At 72.7% G+C, this 16,962-nt stretch carries 15 protein-coding genes; 11 read left to right on the forward strand and 4 right to left on the reverse strand.

Annotated elements, in window-relative coordinates:
* The first annotated feature begins 9 nt into the window (after positions 1–9).
* From glf to FIV44_RS23515, 7 genes are all read left to right on the forward strand, one after another.
* The gene (gene glf, locus FIV44_RS23495) at positions 10–1,212 is read left to right on the forward strand and encodes a UDP-galactopyranose mutase (RefSeq protein ID WP_141006560.1); all 1,203 of its coding nucleotides are present in this window, start codon (positions 10–12) and stop codon (positions 1,210–1,212) included.
* Positions 1,209–3,221: a glycosyltransferase gene (locus FIV44_RS23500; RefSeq protein ID WP_141006561.1), complete on the forward strand. Its 2,013-nt coding sequence runs from the start codon at positions 1,209–1,211 to the stop codon at positions 3,219–3,221. The genes glf and FIV44_RS23500 overlap by 4 nt, the downstream gene beginning before the upstream one ends.
* On the forward strand, positions 3,218–3,565 hold the full coding sequence (locus FIV44_RS32580) for an ABC transporter permease (RefSeq protein ID WP_246086577.1): 348 nt from the start codon (positions 3,218–3,220) through the stop codon (positions 3,563–3,565). The genes FIV44_RS23500 and FIV44_RS32580 overlap by 4 nt, the downstream gene beginning before the upstream one ends.
* Positions 3,541–4,101 (forward strand): ABC transporter permease, encoded by a 561-nt coding sequence (locus FIV44_RS32585; RefSeq protein ID WP_246086578.1) that lies wholly within the window; start codon positions 3,541–3,543, stop codon positions 4,099–4,101. Before FIV44_RS32580 ends, FIV44_RS32585 begins: the two co-directional genes overlap by 25 nt.
* Position 4,102: 1 nt before the next feature.
* A complete protein-coding gene (locus FIV44_RS23510; protein WP_141006562.1) occupies positions 4,103–4,867 on the forward strand; it encodes an ABC transporter ATP-binding protein in 765 nt (254 codons plus the stop codon).
* 347 nt (positions 4,868–5,214) lie between these two features.
* Positions 5,215–5,391, forward strand: coding sequence for a hypothetical protein (locus FIV44_RS30815; protein ID WP_181410787.1), 177 nt, complete (start codon positions 5,215–5,217; stop codon positions 5,389–5,391).
* Positions 5,388–7,328 (forward strand): N-acetylmuramoyl-L-alanine amidase, encoded by a 1,941-nt coding sequence (locus FIV44_RS23515; protein WP_141006563.1) that lies wholly within the window; start codon positions 5,388–5,390, stop codon positions 7,326–7,328. Before FIV44_RS30815 ends, FIV44_RS23515 begins: the two co-directional genes overlap by 4 nt.
* Before the next feature lie 27 nt (positions 7,329–7,355).
* Here FIV44_RS23515 and FIV44_RS23520 read toward each other — a convergent pair whose 3' ends face one another.
* Positions 7,356–8,084 carry a TIGR03089 family protein gene (locus FIV44_RS23520; RefSeq protein WP_141006564.1) on the reverse strand — a complete coding sequence of 243 codons (729 nt, stop codon included), beginning with the start codon at positions 8,082–8,084 and terminating at the stop codon, positions 7,356–7,358.
* 51 nt (positions 8,085–8,135) lie between these two features.
* On the opposite strand from FIV44_RS23520, the gene FIV44_RS23525 reads away from it, so the two are divergent.
* A complete protein-coding gene (locus FIV44_RS23525; RefSeq protein WP_141006565.1) occupies positions 8,136–9,212 on the forward strand; it encodes a mannose-1-phosphate guanylyltransferase in 1,077 nt (358 codons plus the stop codon).
* Positions 9,213–9,429: 217 nt separating this feature from the next.
* Here FIV44_RS23525 and FIV44_RS23530 read toward each other — a convergent pair whose 3' ends face one another.
* The 3 genes from FIV44_RS23530 to cofD are packed head-to-tail and all read right to left on the reverse strand — an operon-like array spanning position 9,430 to position 12,139.
* Entirely contained in the window at positions 9,430–10,134 is a 705-nt protein-coding gene (locus tag FIV44_RS23530; protein ID WP_246086579.1) for a DUF3105 domain-containing protein, read from the reverse strand.
* Positions 10,135–10,181: 47 nt separating this feature from the next.
* Positions 10,182–11,138 carry a coenzyme F420-0:L-glutamate ligase gene (locus tag FIV44_RS23535; RefSeq protein ID WP_141006566.1) on the reverse strand — a complete coding sequence of 319 codons (957 nt, stop codon included), beginning with the start codon at positions 11,136–11,138 and terminating at the stop codon, positions 10,182–10,184.
* Positions 11,135–12,139: a 2-phospho-L-lactate transferase gene (gene cofD / locus FIV44_RS23540; RefSeq protein WP_246086580.1), complete on the reverse strand. Its 1,005-nt coding sequence runs from the start codon at positions 12,137–12,139 to the stop codon at positions 11,135–11,137. The genes FIV44_RS23535 and cofD overlap by 4 nt, the downstream gene beginning before the upstream one ends.
* A 203-nt stretch (positions 12,140–12,342) precedes the next feature.
* Here cofD and FIV44_RS23545 point away from each other — a divergent pair, with 203 nt between their 5' ends.
* The 3 genes from FIV44_RS23545 to FIV44_RS23555 all read left to right on the forward strand — a co-directional run bounded on the left by FIV44_RS23545 (position 12,343) and on the right by FIV44_RS23555 (position 16,947).
* A complete protein-coding gene (locus FIV44_RS23545) occupies positions 12,343–12,597 on the forward strand; it encodes a WhiB family transcriptional regulator (protein WP_246086581.1) in 255 nt (84 codons plus the stop codon).
* A gap of 78 nt (positions 12,598–12,675) precedes the next feature.
* Positions 12,676–15,537, forward strand: a complete 2,862-nt coding sequence (locus tag FIV44_RS23550) for a glycosyltransferase (protein WP_181410788.1) — start codon at positions 12,676–12,678, stop codon at positions 15,535–15,537.
* A 96-nt stretch (positions 15,538–15,633) separates the two neighbouring features.
* Complete coding sequence (locus FIV44_RS23555) at positions 15,634–16,947, forward strand: DUF5719 family protein (RefSeq protein ID WP_141006569.1); 1,314 nt, start codon at positions 15,634–15,636, stop codon at positions 16,945–16,947.
* Positions 16,948–16,962 lie beyond the last annotated feature (15 nt).

The raw sequence follows: 16,962 nt of genomic DNA on the forward strand, positions 1-16,962 counted from the left end.
TGACCGATCGTGCCTCTCACCTCGTCGAACCCCGACCTCCCGGATCTGGTCGTCGTCGGCTCCGGCTTCTTCGGCCTGACGGTCGCGGAGCGCTGCGCCGCCGACCTCGGCCTGCGGGTCCTGGTCATCGAGCGCCGGTCCCACCTGGGCGGCAACGCCTACAGCGAGCCCGAGCCCGAGACCGGGATCGAGGTGCACAAGTACGGCGCCCACCTGTTCCACACCAGCAACGAGCGGGTGTGGGAGTACGTCAACAGGTTCACCTCCTTCACCGGCTACCAGCACCGGGTCTACAGCACCCACGACGGGCAGGTGTACCCGCTGCCGATCAACCTCGGCACGATCAACCAGTTCTTCGACGCCGCCTACACCCCCGCGCAGGCGCGCGAGCTGATCAAGGAGCAGGCCGCCGAGCTGGGCGGGAAGGAGCCGGAGAACTTCGTCGAGAAGGGCGTCTCCCTCATCGGCCGCCCGCTCTACGAGGCGTTCATCGCCCACTACACGGCGAAGCAGTGGCAGACCGCGCCCGAGGAGCTCTCGGCCGACATCATCAGCCGGCTGCCGGTGCGCTACACCTACGACAACCGCTACTTCAACGACACCTACGAGGGCCTGCCCACCGACGGGTACGCAGCGTGGCTGGCGAGGATGGCCGACCACCCCAAGATCGAGGTCGTCCTCGACACCGACTTCCGCAGCCCCGGCGTCGCGGAGCGCTACAAGGGCAAGGTCCCGATCGTCTACACCGGCCCGGTCGACGAGTACTTCGACAACTGCGAGGGGCGCCTGTCGTGGCGCACCGTCGACCTGGTGCCCGAGGTGCTCGAGGTCGACGACTTCCAGGGCTGCTCGGTCATGAACTACCCCGACCCGGACGTGCCGTTCACCCGGATCCACGAGTTCAAGCACTTCCACCCCGAGCGCAGCTACCCGGAGGGCAGGACGGTGATCGTGCGCGAGTACAGCCGGTTCGCGGAGGACACCGACGAGCCGTACTACCCGGTCAACACCGCCGAGGACCGCGAGAAGCTGCTCAAGTACCGCGACCTGGCGGAGCGCGAGCCGATGGTCCTGTTCGGGGGCCGTCTCGGCACCTACAAGTATCTCGACATGCACATGGCGATCGCGTCCGCGCTGTCCCTGTACGACAACCGGCTCAAGCCCCACTTCGCCGAGGGTGCCGAGCTCAAGAGCGGCGGTGTCGACGCATGAGCAGCACCACCGAGGCGGCCACCGTGCAGCGGCTGCTCCAGCGCCAGATCCTGCCGCTGGACACCGATCCCGACGTCCTGCCGCTCTACCTCGACTGCGAGGAGCCGAACCTCGACGAGGACAAGTACGTCGTCGGCGGCAACCGCGGCGCCAGGGAGCTCAACGCCACGGCCATCCGGCAGAAGACCTCGACCGGGCGCACGATCCGTCCCGACCAGGTGCTGTCCCGGACCGCGGTGATGATCCCGTCGGGCGAGAAGCTGTCCTTCGGCACCTACTTCAACGGCTTCCCGGCCGGCTACTGGCGCCGGTGGAGCGTCGTACGGTCCGTGAGGCTGACCGTGACGGTGCGCGGCTCGGGCGCGACCCTGATCGTCAACAAGTCGATGGCCAACGGCCGGCAGCAGAAGGTCGCCAGCGAGGTCACCGAGGCCGAGGGGCCGACGACGCTCACCTTCGACCTCACGCTCGGCCCGTTCATCGACGGGGGCTGGTACTGGTACGACGTCGTAGCCGGCCACGGCGACGTCACCGTGGAGTCCGCCGAGTGGACCGCCGAGGTGCCGGCCGACCGCGCCGAGCACGGCACCGTCGACCTGGCCATCACGACCATGAACCGGCCCGACTTCTGCGCCCAGCTGCTGGGCCAGCTCGGCACGCCCGAGCTGCTGCCCTATCTCGACACCGTCTTCGTGATGGAGCAGGGCAACCAGCTGGTCCGCGACAGCGAGTACTTCCCGAGCGCCGAGGAGGGTCTCGGCGGTCGGCTGCGGGTGCTCCAGCAGGGCAACCTCGGCGGCTCCGGCGGCTACGCCCGCGGGCAGCTCGAGTCGGTCCGCAAGGGGACGGCGACGTACGCGATGATGATGGACGACGACGTCGTCTGCGAGCCCGAGGGCATCATCCGCGCGGTCACCTTCGGCGACCTGGCCCGGCGGCCCACGATCGTCGGCGGCCACATGTTCAGCCTCTACGCCAAGAGCCGGCTGCACAGCTTCGGCGAGATCGTCCAGCCCTACCGGTTCTGGTGGATGTCGCCCAAGGACGGCTACCAGGACTGGGACTTCGGCGCCCGCAACCTGCGCTCGGCGCGGTGGCTGCACAAGCGGCAGGACGTCGACTTCAACGGCTGGTTCATGTGCATGATCCCGCGCCGGGTGCTCGAGGACATCGGGCTCTCGCTGCCGCTGTTCATCAAGTGGGACGACTCCGAGTACGGCCTGCGGGCCCGCGCGGCCGGCGTACCCACAGTGACCTTCCCGGGTGCCGCGGTCTGGCACGTGCCGTGGACCGACAAGAACGACGCCCTCGACTGGCAGGCCTACTTCCACCAGCGCAACCGGTTCGTCGCGGCCCTGCTGCACTCCGGCTACCCGCGCGGCGGCGGGCTGTTGCACGAGAGCTTCGCCTTCGACCTGGCCCACCTGGTCTCCATGCAGTACTCCACCGTGGAGCTGCGGATCCAGGCCCTCGAGGACGTCCTCGCCGGCCCGCAGGGGCTGCACGAGATGCTCCCCACCCGCCTCGGCGAGGTCAACGCGTTCCGCAAGCAGTTCACCGACGCCCAGCTGCACGCCGACGCCGACGACTTCCCGCCGGTACGCCGCGAGAAGCCGCCGCGCAAGGGCAAGGACCTCAGCGACGTCCCCGGCCGGCTGTCCAAGCTGGTCACCGCCGGGCTCGCGCCGATCCGCCAGCTCAAGCGGCCGCGCGACCTCTCCCGGGAGTTCCCCGAGGTGGAGATCCGGGCGATGGACGCCAAGTGGTACCGCATCGCGAGCTTCGACTCCGCCGTCGTCTCGATGAACGACGGCACGTCCGCCGCGCTCTACCAGCGCGACCGCGACCGCTACAAGGCGCTGGTGCGTCGTACCATCCAGCTCCACAACCGCTTCCGGCGCGACTGGGACGAGATCGCCGCGCAGTACCGTGCGGCGCTCGGCGACATCACCTCGCCGGAGACCTGGGAGAAGACCTTCGCCCCGTGGACGGAGGGGGAGAGCCGATGACCGCGACCCTTCCCGACGAGTCCGAGCTCCCGCCGCTGCGGCCGCCCTCCGCGGACAACGGCCTGGTCGGCGTCTTCCGGCGACGGTATCTGCTCAAGCTCCTCGTGCGCCGCGAGATCAGCGCGCGCTACCAGGGCTCGTTCCTGGGCCTGCTCTGGTCCTACATCAACCCCCTGAGCCAGTTCTTCATCTACTACGCCGTCGTGGGATTGATCTTCAACCTGCACGACAACATCCCGAACTTCGCCATCCACCTGTACGCCGGGCTGACCCTCGTCCACTTCTTCACCGAGACCTTCGGGCGGGCACCCGCTCGATCGTGCGCAACCGTGCTCTCGTCGTGAAGATGGCGATGCCCCGCGAGATGTTCCCCGTCGCCACCATGCTGGTGTCGCTCTACCACGTCGGGCCGCAGCTCGTGATCCTGCTCGTCGCCTCCGTGCTGACGGGGTGGACGCCCGACCCGACCGGCATGGTCGCGCTGGTGCTGGCCCTGCTCATCATCGCCGTGCTCGGCCTGTCGGGAGCGCTCTTCTTCAGCGCCGCCAACGTGTTCTTCCGCGACTTCGGCAACATCGTGGGCGTCTTCAACAACTTCGTGCGCTGGGGCGTGCCGATGATGTACTCGTACTCGATGGTCGACGACCGGTTCGGCCGGTTCGCCCAGTACTACCTGCTCAACCCGCTGGCCGACGCCGTGCTGCTCGTCCAGCGTGCCTTCTGGGTCGGGACCGTGCCCGAGGGGCACGAGACCGTCGCGGCGATGCCGGACCACCTCCTGCTCAACGGCGTGGTCATCCTCGGGTTCTCCCTCGTCCTGCTCTGTGTGGCCCAGTTGGTCTTCAGCCGACTCGAGAACAAGATCCCGGAGCGACTCTGACATGGCGACCTCGATCGTGGTGGAGAACGCCACCAAGTACTTCACGCTCCGCTACCACCGGACCTTCAAGGAGGTCGCGGTCGCCAAGGTCAAGGGGCGCAGGACCACCGAGACCTTCCGGGCCATCGACGACGTCTCCTTCACCGTCGAGCAGGGCGAGGCCATCGGCATCATGGGCCTCAACGGCTCCGGCAAGAGCACCCTGCTCAAGATGATCAACGGCGTGATGAAGCCCGACGAGGGCACCATCCTCACCCGGGGCCGGATCGCCGGCCTGATCGCCACCGGCGCCGGCTTCCACAACCAGCTGACCGGCCGCGAGAACCTCTACCTCAACGCCGCGATCCTCGGCATGACCGAGCCCGAGATCCGCCGCAAGTTCGACGAGATCGTCGACTTCGCCGAGCTCGGCTCCACCCTCGACGGACCGGTCGGCCACTACTCCTCCGGCCAGAAGGCCCGGCTCGGCTTCGCGATCGCGATCCACGTCGACTCCGACATCTTCCTGGCCGACGAGGCGCTCGCCGTCGGCGACAAGCCCTTCCGGGTCAAGTGCATGAAGAAGATGCGGCAGATCCGCAAGAGCGGCCGCACCCTCTTCTACGTCAGCCACTCCCCGGACTCCGTGGTCAAGATGTGCAGCCGGGTCCTCGTCCTCGAGAAGGGCCGCCTCGGCTTCGACGGCGACCCCGAGGCCGCCGTCCACTACCTGCACTACGACGAGAACGACGAGCTCGACGACGGCGCCGTCGCCAACGACATCTGACCTCCTCTGGCGGTCTCCTGGCGGCTAGACGCCCCACCCGGCGACCCGGCGCGTCCTGACCCCGGACTTGCGCTGACCCGGCGCAAGTTGACCTTTCGCGCCCGCCGACCCGGCGCAAACTGCCCCGGCTCGCTGCGCTCGCGGGCAGTTTCCGCCGGGTCGGCTACCGCGCTTCGCTGCGCTCGCGCGCCAGAGAAGCTCACGGTGACAAAGTTGATGTTCGTCGGCGTGTCGAGTGGAAATTACACGTTTGTAGTTACTCACCGACTCTTCCCAGGCCCGTGTGACGCATGTGAAAGTTGCTACTCGTGTGACAACTTCCCCGCACACACGTCTGGAGCAGAGCCATGTCGCCGTACCCCACGGAGATCCCCGAACGCACGCACCGAGGCCGGTTCGTGACCCTGTGCCAGCAGGCGCTGGCACTGGCGGTCGTCGTCGCGGTCCTCACCCCTGCGGCCCGTACCGTCACGATGGACGTCCGCCCAGCGGAGCCCGGCGGCGGCGCCGCCCCGGGACCGTGACCCTGCAGGCCGCGACCACGCCGGTGACGGTGCCGACCGGCGAGGTCGACCCGGCCGTCACGGAGTACCCGCTGACCGCGACCTCGAAGGGGGTCAGCGGCCGGCTCACGCTGCGCGGCAGCGTGAAGCCGCTCGCGAACGGCGGTGACGAGGTCATCAGCGACGCGCTGCCGGTGGAGGGCTACGGCACCGTCGGCGTCACGTGGGCGCACGGCAGCGAGGTCGACGAGGACGCCATCAGCGTCTCCGTGCGGACCCGCACGGGCGACGTGTGGAGCGACTGGACGGCCGCGGAGTACCACGACGACCACGCCCCGGACCCCGGCAGCGCCGAGGCCCAGCGCTCGCGCCCCGGCACCGAGGCCGTCCTGGTCGGCGACGTCGACCAGGTCCAGGTGCAGGTCGAGACGACCGCGTCGGCGCCGGAGGACCTGAAGGTCGCCGTCATCGACCCGGGTACGCCGACCGCCACCGCCCAGCAGGGGCCGTCGATCGACACCGGCGCCACCGGCGGAGCGGGCGCGAGCCAGCAGGACCAGCAGGACCAGGGCGCCGCGACGGACGGGGCGATCACGCTCTCCGCCGCCACGACCGGGGCGCCGCAGCCGCAGATCTACTCGCGCGCCCAGTGGGGCGCCGACGAGAAGCTGCGGGACAAGGGCTCGCTGCGCTACGGCACGGTCAACGCGGGCTTCGTCCACCACACCGTCAACGCGAACGACTACCAGCCCAGCGAGGTGCCGGGCATCATCCGCGGCATCTACGCGTACCACGTGAAGACCCGCGGCTGGAGCGACATCGGCTACAACTTCCTCGTCGACCGGTTCGGCCGGATCTGGGAGGGGCGCGCGGGCGGCGTCGACAAGGCGGTCGTCGGGGCCCACACGCTCGGCTACAACGACTACTCCTTCGCGATGTCGGCCATCGGCAACTTCGAGACCGCCCAGCCCACGCCGGAGCTGCTCAACGCGTACGGCGCGCTGTTCGCCTGGAAGCTCTCCCTGACCGGCGTCGACGCGGCCTCGATGAAGCAGAAGGTGGGCTCCTCGAACTTCGCCGCCATCAGCGGGCACAAGGACGCCGGCAAGACGGCGTGCCCCGGCAAGTACCTGTACGCGCAGCTGCCGACGATCCGGGCGCTCGCCGCCCAGGCGCAGCAGGGCGCACTGCTGGGGCAGCTGAACGGCAACTACATCGGCTCTGCGAACCCCGACATCGTCGTACGCAAGGCGAAGAACGGGCGACTGGTCCTGCACGACATCGACAAGGCCGGCGGCACCTGGAAGATCGCGGCGACGGTGAAGACCAACATCTGGGCGCCGTGGGCCAAGCAGATCCTGCGGGTCGGCGACTGGGACGGCGACGGCTTCAACGACATCATGGCCATCCGCAAGAGCGACAAGGCACCCGTGCTGTTCCGCGGGGCCGGCGGCGGGATCTTCCAGCCACAGGTGGTGCTGCCCGGCAGCTTCCGCGGCGTGAAGATGCTGGCGGCGGTCGGCGACATCGACGGCGACGGCCTCCCGGACCTGATGGGCCAGCCCAAGGGCGACCAGATGCGGGTCTACCCGGGGCAGGGGCTGACCGGGTTCCGGGCCAGCGTGCCGGCGACCGGCCCGGTGGCGGGCAAGAAGCTGATCCCGGTCGGCCGCTGGAACAAGGACGGCGTGCCGGACGCGCTGGTCCGCAGCGGCTCGGCGCTGACGCTCCACACCGGCATCAACGCCGGCGGGTGGCTGAAGGCGAAGCCGATGAAGTCCAGCGCCGCGGGCTACGACTGGATGATCGGCCTCGGCCCGATGCCCAGCGGCGGCAAGGTCGTCGTCGTCCGCAACAAGGCGACCGGCGCGGTGTACGCCCTGGAGAAGGTGAAGGCCAAGAAGCTCGGCTCGCCCGTGCTGCTGAAGAAGAGGAAGAAGTTCGACCTCGCGGGCTAGCCCCGCGACCCGATCCGTCCTGGTCGCTCAGGCGGGGAAGCGGGCCGTGGCGTGCTCGGCGACGTACGTCGCCTCGAGTCGCCGCGGCTCGGCCCGGGCGACCAGGACGAGTGAACCGCCCTGCAGGAGCGGCTCACAGAGGATCGCCGGCTCCGTGACGGGGTCGGCGACCGCGAGGAGGCGGCCGTCACCGACCAGACCGGTGGCGGCCGCCTCGCTCCACAGTGCGGACTGGCTGAGCGTCCGGCCGGCCCGATCGAGCGCGAGGTCGTCGGGTTGCGGCGGGTCCCAGGCCTGGAAGGCGTCGGGCTGGGACCAGATCTCCACGCCGACGTCGGTCACGCCGGCCGGGACCGGCTCGGCGAAGCGGACGCCGAGGGGCAGCAGCGCGCAGGCCAGCACCGCCAGCTCGCCGGTGCGCGCCGCCCAGGCGTCGAGGGTGCCGGGGCCGCACACCGCGGCGGCCAGGTCCGCGTCGTCGGCGTCGGCCACGACCAGCCCGCTGTTCCAGGCCGCGCCGAGGAAGACCGTGCCGAGCCAGTGCGGCGGCAGGTCGATCGCGATCCGGTCGCCCCGCTCCAGGCCGAGCTCGTCGACGAGCAGGGAGCTGGCCTTCGCCACCCAGTTGGCCCACGTCGTGACGGACAGCTCGACCCGCTCGCCGGTCGCGTGGTCGTAGAAGGTCACCAGGGGCCGGCCGGGATCGTTGCGCAGGCGCCCGGCCAGGACGCCGGGGAAGGTGCTCGGTGTCGTCACCGGACCGAGCCTAGGCCGGAGGCCGGAGGCCGGGGCCGTAGGGTGCGGCGCATGGTTGACGAGATCCCGGGCTTCTGGGCGGTGGTCCCCGCCGGCGGCGCCGGAACGCGGCTCTGGCCGCTGTCGCGCTCACGGGCGCCGAAGTTCCTGCACGACCTCACCGGGTCCGGCCGGTCGCTGCTCGAGCAGACGCAGGACCGGCTCGCCCCGCTGGTGGGCGACCGGCTGCTCGTCGTGACGGGGGAGGCGCACCGTACGGCGGTGCGCGCGCAGCTGGCGACGCTGCCGGACGACGCGGTCGTCGCCGAGCCGTCGGCCCGCGACTCGATGGCCGCCATCGGCCTCGCCGCGGCGCTCCTCGAGCGCCGCGGCGCCGAGGTGATGGGCTCCTTCGCCGCCGACCACGTCATCACCGACCCCGACGGGTTCGCCGCCGCCGTCGCGGCCGCCGTCGACGCCGCCCGCGACGGCTGGCTGGTCACCATCGGCATCGAGCCGACCTTCGCCTCCTCGGCGTTCGGCTACATCCGCCAGGGCGACGACCTGCCGGGCCACCCGGCCGCGCGCAAGGTCGCGGAGTTCGTGGAGAAGCCGTCGGTGCCGGTGGCGGAGGAGTACCTCGCGACCGGCCGGTACCGGTGGAACGCCGGCATGTTCGTCGTACGCCCGACGGTGCTGCTCGACCTGCTCGCCGAGCAGGACCCCGGCTTCGCCGCCACCCTGCGGACCATCGCCGCCGAGCCCGACCGGCTCCCGGAGCTGTGGGAGACCCTGCCGCGGATCGCGATCGACCACGCCGTGGCCGAGCCCGCCGCGGCCGCCGGCCGGGTCGTCACCATCCCCGGCGGCTTCGGCTGGGACGACATCGGCGACTTCGACTCCCTCGCCGGTCTGCTCGGCGACGACGACGCCTGCACCGTCCTCGGCGACCCTGCCCTGACCCGGCTGATCGGCGCCAGCGGCATCGTCATCCCCGGCTCCGGGCGGGTGGTCGCCGTGATCGGCCTCGACGACGTCGTCGTCGTCGACACCCCCGACGCCCTCCTCGTCACCACCCGCGCCCGCGCGCAGGAGGTCAAGAACGTCGTCTCCGCCCTCAGGGACCAGGGCCGCACCGACCTCGTGTGAGCGCGACCCGGCGCATCCTGACCTCGAAGTCACGTCGACCCGGCGCATCCTTACCTTTACCGAGGTAGGGATGCGCCGGGTCGGTGTCGTTCTGAGGCCAGGATGCGCCGGGTCGGTGCAAATCCAGGGTCGGGACGGGCCGGGTCGGTGGGATGCGTGGGTCAGTAGGCGTAGGGCTCGGGCGCGTCGGTGAAGGGGTATTTGTCCATGAACGACTTCAGGGCGGCGCCGCTGACCTCGGAGCAGTACTGCCAGGCGCCGTACTGCTTCTGGGTGTCCTGGTCGACGCGCCAGTGGGTGAGGGCGATGTGCTGGCCCTCGGGGAAGGACTTGCCGGTCTCCTTGACGTCGGCGGCGGTCCAGGGGCGACCTTGAACTTCAGGCGCTGGTTGGTGTCGTTGGCGTCCATGATCTTCGCGATGGCGCGCATGGCCGAGAGCTCGCCGGAGTCGTCGCCGGCGGTCTTGTCGTACCAGAGGATCGTGTAGCCGTGCTCGAGGTTGTGGACGAGCGCCTCGAGCTCGGGGCGGGAGTCCGCGGTGTAGAAGCGGTCGCCGATGGGGGTCGGGGCGACGCCGGCGACGTTCCAGTGCGCGCCGAAGGCGGGCGGGGCGTCGGTGTAGTCGACCTGCTGGCCCTCGGGGACGTGCTCGCCGCTCCCGGTGGCCTCCTTCTCGGTGATGTCGCCGCACACGTCGGCGCCGGCGCCGATCTCGGCGACGCTCTTGCCCTTCCACTTCTGGTCGTTGACGATGTCGCGGGCCTTCGGGTAGAGCGCGGCGCCGATGATCACCAGCGCGACCACCACGCAGACACCCACGATCGCCATGCCCTGGCGCTTGTCGGCGCGCTTCTGCTTCCGCCGGATGTCGTCGATGACTTGGCGGCGCTCCGACTTCTCGGTCTTGCTGGACTTGGCCACGTGCGGGGTACCTCGTCTTGGTGGTTAGCGGCGGAAACGCGGTGAGTCTACGGAGTCACCGGTCGAAACCGCAGGTCGGTGTCCGCGTCGCCCGTCTCCGCGCTCTCCCAGCCGTGGGCGAACGCGACGATGTCGGCGGCGGCGCGCCGCTCCCGCCCCGTGCGTACGTCGGCCGGGGCCGCCGCCCGCGCGGCGATCCCGGCGCGGGCGAGCGCGGCGACGAAATCGCCCGCGTCGACGGGACTGCCGAACGGGGTGCGTGCCGCCGGCCGGGCGGCGACGGCCTGGATCACGGCCTCGCGGGCGCCGTACCCGAAGAGGTCGGCGCCGTCGGCGCGGATCAGCGCGCCGGCGCCGGGACCGTCGTCCCCCGGAGGGAGGACGAGGTCGGCGCGACCGCGCAGGACGGCGCACGGGCGGGCGCCGAGCTTGCCCTGGGCGAGCTCGACGGCCGAGGCGATCTCGTCGGCGACGGCGGGGGCGGTGACGGCGAGCTCGTTGCCGTGGGCGTCGACGCGTCCGGCGAAGGACTCGAGGACGGCGAGGCCGGCGGCGCCGATGGCGATGTCGGTCTGGCCCTCCCGCCAGGCCCGGCCGGCGGTGTCGGTGACGACGACGCCGACGTTGACCCCGCGCCGCTCGGCGACGGCGGCGCGCAGCCGCCGGGCCGACGCGTCCGGGTCGAGCGGCAGCAGCACGACCGAGCCCTGCGCGACATTGGACGCGTCCACCCCGGCGGCGGCCATGGTCAGCCCGAGGCGGTTGCGCACGATCCGGGTCGGGCCGCGCAGGGCGACGAGCCGCGCCGTCTCGGCGTCGATCCACGCCTCGCGGTCGCCGTCGACGACGCGTCCCTCGGCCTTGCTGACGACCTTGCTGGTGACGACGAGGACGTCGCCGTCGGCCAGGTCGCCGGGCCCGAGGGCGGTGAGCAGGGCGGCGGCGAGGTCGTCGCCGGCCCGGATCTCGGGGACGCCGTCGGGCGCGGTCACGGTGACGCTCATCCGCGCACCAGGCCGATCGCGGCGGCGGCCATCGCGGCCGTGGCGTCGTGGTCGGTCATCATCAGCGGCACGGCGGCGGTGGCGATGCCGGCCGCCTCGAGCCGCGCGACCTGGCCGGCGTCGCGCTCGTCGACCAGCCAGCCGTCGAGCACGCCGCCCGCCGACCGGGCGCCGTAGTTGAGCCCCACGCCGGCGGCGCTGACCTCGACGCCGATCGCGGTCAGCATCTGCTCGGCCATGCCGCGCACGTGGCTGTCGCCGACGATGGGGGAGAGGCCGACGACGCGCGCGTCGGTGGAGCGGACGGCGTCGCGGATGCCGGGTACGCCGAGGATGGTGCCGACCGACACGACCGGGTTCGACGGGGGCAGCACGACCAGGTCGGCGCCGGTGATCGCCTCGACCACGCCGGGCGCGGGGGTGGACTGGTCCAGGCCCACGAACACGACCTGCTCGGCGGGCACCTCGGCCCGCAGCCGGACCCAGTACTCCTGGAAGTGGACGACCCGCTTGCCGCTGGCGCTCTCGGCGTCCGCGACGGCGATGTGGGTCTCCACGCGGTCGTCGGTCATCGGGAGCAGGGTCAGCGCGTCGCCGTACGCCGGGGTGAGCCAGCGCCGGCACAGGGCCTGCGTGACCTGGGACAGCGGGTAGCCGGCGTCCAGCATCTGGGTCCGCACGAGGTGGGTGGCGATGTCGCGGTCGCCGAGGCCGAACCAGGTCGGCTCCACGCCGTACGCCGCCAGCTCCTCCTTGGCGCTCCACGTCTCCGCGCGCCGACCCCAGCCGCGGTCGAGGTCGATGCCGTCGCCGAGGGTGTACATCACGGTGTCGAGGTCGGGACAGACCTTGAGGCCGTGGATCCACCAGTCGTCGGCGTTGTTGGCGACCACCGTGACGTGGGCGTCCGTGGCCACACCGGGTAGGGTTCCGGCGGCGATGCCGTGGAGCAGGCCCTGCAGGAACCGGGCTCCGCCCATGCCGCCCGAGAGGACGGTCAATCGGCGGAGCGGCCTCCCGATGGGTCCGGCGGCTGTCGCGTCAGGTGTCGATTCCACGGGGGACAACTGTGCCCTGCCCGCGGGCGGCGGGATGCACGGGGTTTGCCCTATAGCAGATTCGACCTTGACTCTTGGGGTATGACACGTATGTAATTCCAATGGTGTCGTTCGGGGCACCGGGTCGAGTCGTAAGGGGCGAAATCGTGAGGGAACTGTTCCTGGTCGAGGCAGATTCCGACGAGCTGGGGTGGCAGGAGCGCGCGCTGTGCGCGCAGACCGACCCCGAGGCGTTCTTCCCCGAGAAGGGGGGATCGACGCGCGAGGCGAAGAAGGTCTGCCAGACCTGCGAGGTGCGTCTGGAGTGCCTCGAGGCAGCGTTGGGCAACGACGAGCGCTTCGGTATCTGGGGCGGCATGTCGGAGCGTGAGCGCCGCAAGCTCAAGAAGAAAGCCGTGTGAGGCTCGGACCCTGCCCGACGGTTCGCCCCCTTCACGCCGTCGGTCGTAGGGTCTGACCTCGTGTCGCATGAACCCGAGGTGGCTGTCCTCCTGGTCAGCCACGACGGCAGCACCTGGCTGCCGGCGGTCCTCGACGGCCTGCTCGCGCAGACCACGCCCCCCACGCGCGTCGTGGCCGTCGACACCGGCAGCAGGGACGGCAGCGCCGACCTGATCCGGGCCGCGCTGGCCGACCGGCTGCCCCTCGAGCTGCGCACGCTGCCCGGCGACACCGGGTTCCCCGACGCCGTCGCGGACGGCCTGGTAGCGCTCGCCGAGGCCGGCGCCGCGCCCGAGTGGGTGTGGATCCTCCACGACGACGCGAACCCCGCGCCCGCCGCGCTCGCCGCGCTGCTCGCGGCCGCCGCCGACCGTCCCGACGCCGACATCCTCGGCCCCAAGCTGCGCGAGTGGCCCTCGCTGCGCCGGCTGCTCGAGCTCGGCGTCACCATCAGCGGCACCGGTCGCCGGGAGACCGGCCTGGAGCGCGGCGAGTACGACCAGGGCCAGCACGACGAGGTCCGCGAGGTGCTCGCGGTCAACTCCGCCGGCATGCTGGTGCGCCGCCAGGTGCTCGAGGAGCTCGGCGGCTTCGACGCCGCGCTGCCGATCTTCGGCAACGACATCGACCTCGGCTGGCGCGCCGCCGCGGCCGGCCGGACCACGCTGATCGTCCCGTCGGCCGTCGTCTTCCACGCCGAGGCCGCCCATCGCGGCGTACGACGCACGCCGTTGACCGGGCGCCACACCCACTTCCAGGAGCGCCGCGCCGCGCTCTTCACCCTCCTGGCCAACGCCCGCGGCGCGACCCTGCCGCTGCAGGTGCTGCGGCTCACCCTCGGCTCGCTGCTGCGGGTCCTCGGCCTGCTCTGCGTGCGCGCGGTCGGCGAGGCGCTCGACGAGCTGGCCGCCCTGGTCGCCGTCCTGCGCCACCCCGGCCAGGTCCGCGCCGCCCGGCGTGCGCGACGTGCGGCCGCCGGGCCCGGCGGCACCGACCGGGCCCGGGTACGACGCCTGCTGGCGCCGTGGTGGCTGCCGTACCGGCACGGCCTCGACTTCGTCGGCGACCTCGCCGCCGCCGCGACCAACCAGGCCGCGGACGTCGCCGAGCGTCGCCGGGTCGCCGCCGCCGAGCGCGACGCGGCGACCGCCCCGCCGCCGGCGCGGCACCGCGACGAGGACGAGGAGTTCGCCGACACCGGCCTCGTCGTGCGCTTCCTCACCAACCCCGTCGCGGTCGCGACCGCGATCACCGTCGTCGCGCTCCTCGTCGGCGTGCGCGACGTCGTCGGCGGCATCGCCGGCGGCGCCCTCTCGCCGGCGCCGGGCAGCGTCGGCGACTGGTGGGCCCTCCACCTGGAGGGACACCACCCGATCGGCTTCGGCTCCGACGTCCCGGCGCCGCCGTACGTCCTCCTGCTCGCGGTGCTCGGCCTCCCGTTCGGCCCGTCCCTGCTCATGTCCCTGCTGATGGCCCTCGCCGCGCCGCTGGGCCTGTGGGGCGCGTGGCGGTTCCTGCGGGTCGTGGGCCGTCTCGTCACGCCGTACGGCGCCCCGCGCTGGCTGCTGCTGTGGGGGTCGGTCACCTGGGCGCTGGTCCCGCTCGTCGCCGGCGCGTGGGGCGGGGGCCGCTGGGGGATCGTGGTCGCGGCGGCCGTGCTGCCGTGGATGGCGCACGCCGCGCTGGGCTTCGCCGACCCCGATGCGGGCCACCGCTGGCGCGCCGGCTGGCGCACCGGGCTGGCCCTCGCGCTGCTCACCGCCGTCGCGCCGCCCGCCTGGCTGGTCGTGACGCTGCTCGTCGTCGTGCTGCTCGGCTGTGCGGTGCGGCTGATCCCCGGCGAGGTCCGGGAGCGCTCCGTGTGGGGCCCGCCCGTCGCCGCGCTGGCCGTGCCGCTGCTCGTGCTCCTGCCGTGGTGGCTGCCCGCCCTGTTCGAGGGCGGGTTCGCCGGCACCGTCCTCGACATCGGCCGCTGGCCCACCGCCGCGACCTCGGGCTGGGACCTGCTCGCCGGACGGCTCGGCGGCCTCGGCGCCCCGGCCGCGGTCGGCCTGGTGCTGCCGGTGCTCGCGCTGCTGGCCCTCGTCCCGCGCGCGACCCGGATCCCGGTCGTCGTGTGCTGGCTGGTCGCCGCCGTCACGGCCGTGGTCGCCGTACCCCTGGCGATGGCGCGGATCGACATCGCCGGCCCCGTCGGCCAGCAGCCCGGCCTGGGCGCCGTGCTGCTGGTGCTCCAGGGCGCGTGGGTCACCGCGATCCTGCTCGGCGGGCTCTCGCTGCACCACCTCGGCGACCAGCCGAAGCCCGCGCAGGCCGGGCTCGCCCTGGCCGGCGTCGCCGGGCTGGTCGCGCCGCTCGTCGGCCTGGTCTGGTTCGCCGGCTGGGGCGCCGAGGAGCTGCGCGACCCGCCGGCCTCCGACGTGCCGGTCTACATGGCCCAGCGCGCCGAGCAGGCCGAGCAGAACGGCGTGCTCGTGCTGCGGGGGAGCAGGGACACCGGCCTGCGGTACGACGTGCACCGTGGCGACGGCCCGACCGTCGGCGAGGACGAGATCGCCGCGCTGACCCCGGAGGACCCGGACATCACCGCCATCATCCGCTCGCTGGTGACCTCGCCCGACCCGGATGCGGTGACCCGCCTGTCCGGCCTCGGGATCCGCTACGTCGTCCAGGCCGCGCCGGCGGACGGCGCCATCGCGGCCAGCCTCGATGCCACCTCCGGCCTGGTCCAGGCCAGCTCCGAGCGCGGCACCCGTGCCTGGCAGCTGAGTCCCGAGCCGGGGCCGCCGGCGGGCCACCACGCCTGGCTGCGCTGGCTCCTGCTGCTGGTCCAGGCCGGTGCGATCCCGGTGCTGGTCGTGCTCGCCCTCCCGCCGCTGCGAAGGAACCGCGATGAGTGAGCAGAGGTCAGGCGGCCGCCGCGCGTCCGTCGTACGCCGCCGGCGGGTCGACGTCCTCGTCGCCCTCGCGATCGTGCTGCCCGCGGTGGTGGCGCTGTGCCTGGGCGCCATCGGCGACGAGGAGACCCCGCTCGCCGGACCCCAGCCCCCAGCACGGCCGAGCTCACCTCGGCGACCGTCGTGTGCCCGGGCGGCACCCGCCCCGCGAGCGCGGTGCGGGTCGGCCGGACCCCGGGCGTCGGGGGCGGCGAGCTCGGCATCCTCGCCACGCAGGAGGACGGCACCGAGCTCGTCGCGGGCGCTCCGGTCACGGTCGAGGCGGGCAGCACCGCCGTCGTGCCGGACGGGGCCGGCCCGGTCGTCCTCGACGGCGACGGCGCCGCCGCGCCCGGCATCACCGCCGGCCGGGACGACCCGCTGGCCGTGCCCGAGTGCCGCGCCCCGGCGTACGACGAGTGGCTGGTCGGCCTGGGCGCGACCGCCCGTTACGCCACGACGCTCGAGCTGGTGAACCCCGACGAGGGCGAGGCCGTCGTCGACGTCGCGCTGTACGACGAGGAGGGGCCGGTCGAGGAGCCCGCGCTGCGCGGCATCCAGGTCCCGGCCCACGGCGTGCAGCGGATCGACCTGGCCGCCGTCGCGCCGCGGCGCGAGATGACCGCCGCCCACCTGAGCGTCACCCGCGGACGGGTGACCGTGACCGCGCGCAACACCCGCGACCAGCTCGGCCGCGGCCGCGCGACCACCGAGTTCCTGCCGACCCAGGCTGCGCCCGACACCGAGAACCTGATCCTGGGCGTGCCGTCCGGCGCGCGCGGGGCCACGCTGTTCGTCGCCAACCCCGGCGACGACGAGGTCCGCGCCCGGATCCGGCTGGTGACCGCCGACGCGACCTTCACCCCGACCGACGCGCCCGACGTCACCGTCGCCCCGCACGCCCTGCAGACGGTCGACCTCCGGCCGCTGCTCAGCGGCGAGAGCGCCGCCGGGGTCGTCGGGATCGTCGTCGAGGCCGCCGAGCCCGTCGCCGCCTCGGTCCGGCTGGTGCGGCGCAAGGACCTGGTCCTGCTCGCCCCCGCGGTCGAGGTGCGGGAGCCGACCGCGACGGTGCTGCCGTCGGGGGACAAGACGCTGCTGCTCGGCGACGCGATCCGGACCGGTGTGGTCCACGTGACGTCGTACGGCCCCGACGGGGCGGTGCTGCGCGAGGACCAGGTCGAGGTCGCCCCCGACCGTGCCGCCTCGCTCGACCTCCCGCCCGAGGCGGTCCTGGTCGCCGTGGAGCCGCGCAACACCCGGATCGCCGGGGTGGTCTCGCTCCCGACCAAGGGCGGACAGCCCGGGCTGGCGACGCTGCGGCTGCGCCCGGCCGAGACGCACGCCCGGATCCCGGTGGTCTCTCCCGACTAGGTGTACCCGGCCGGG

It is taken from the genome of Nocardioides humi (genome assembly GCF_006494775.1).
In the GTDB taxonomy this organism is placed as follows: Bacteria; Actinomycetota; Actinomycetes; order Propionibacteriales; family Nocardioidaceae; genus Nocardioides; species Nocardioides humi.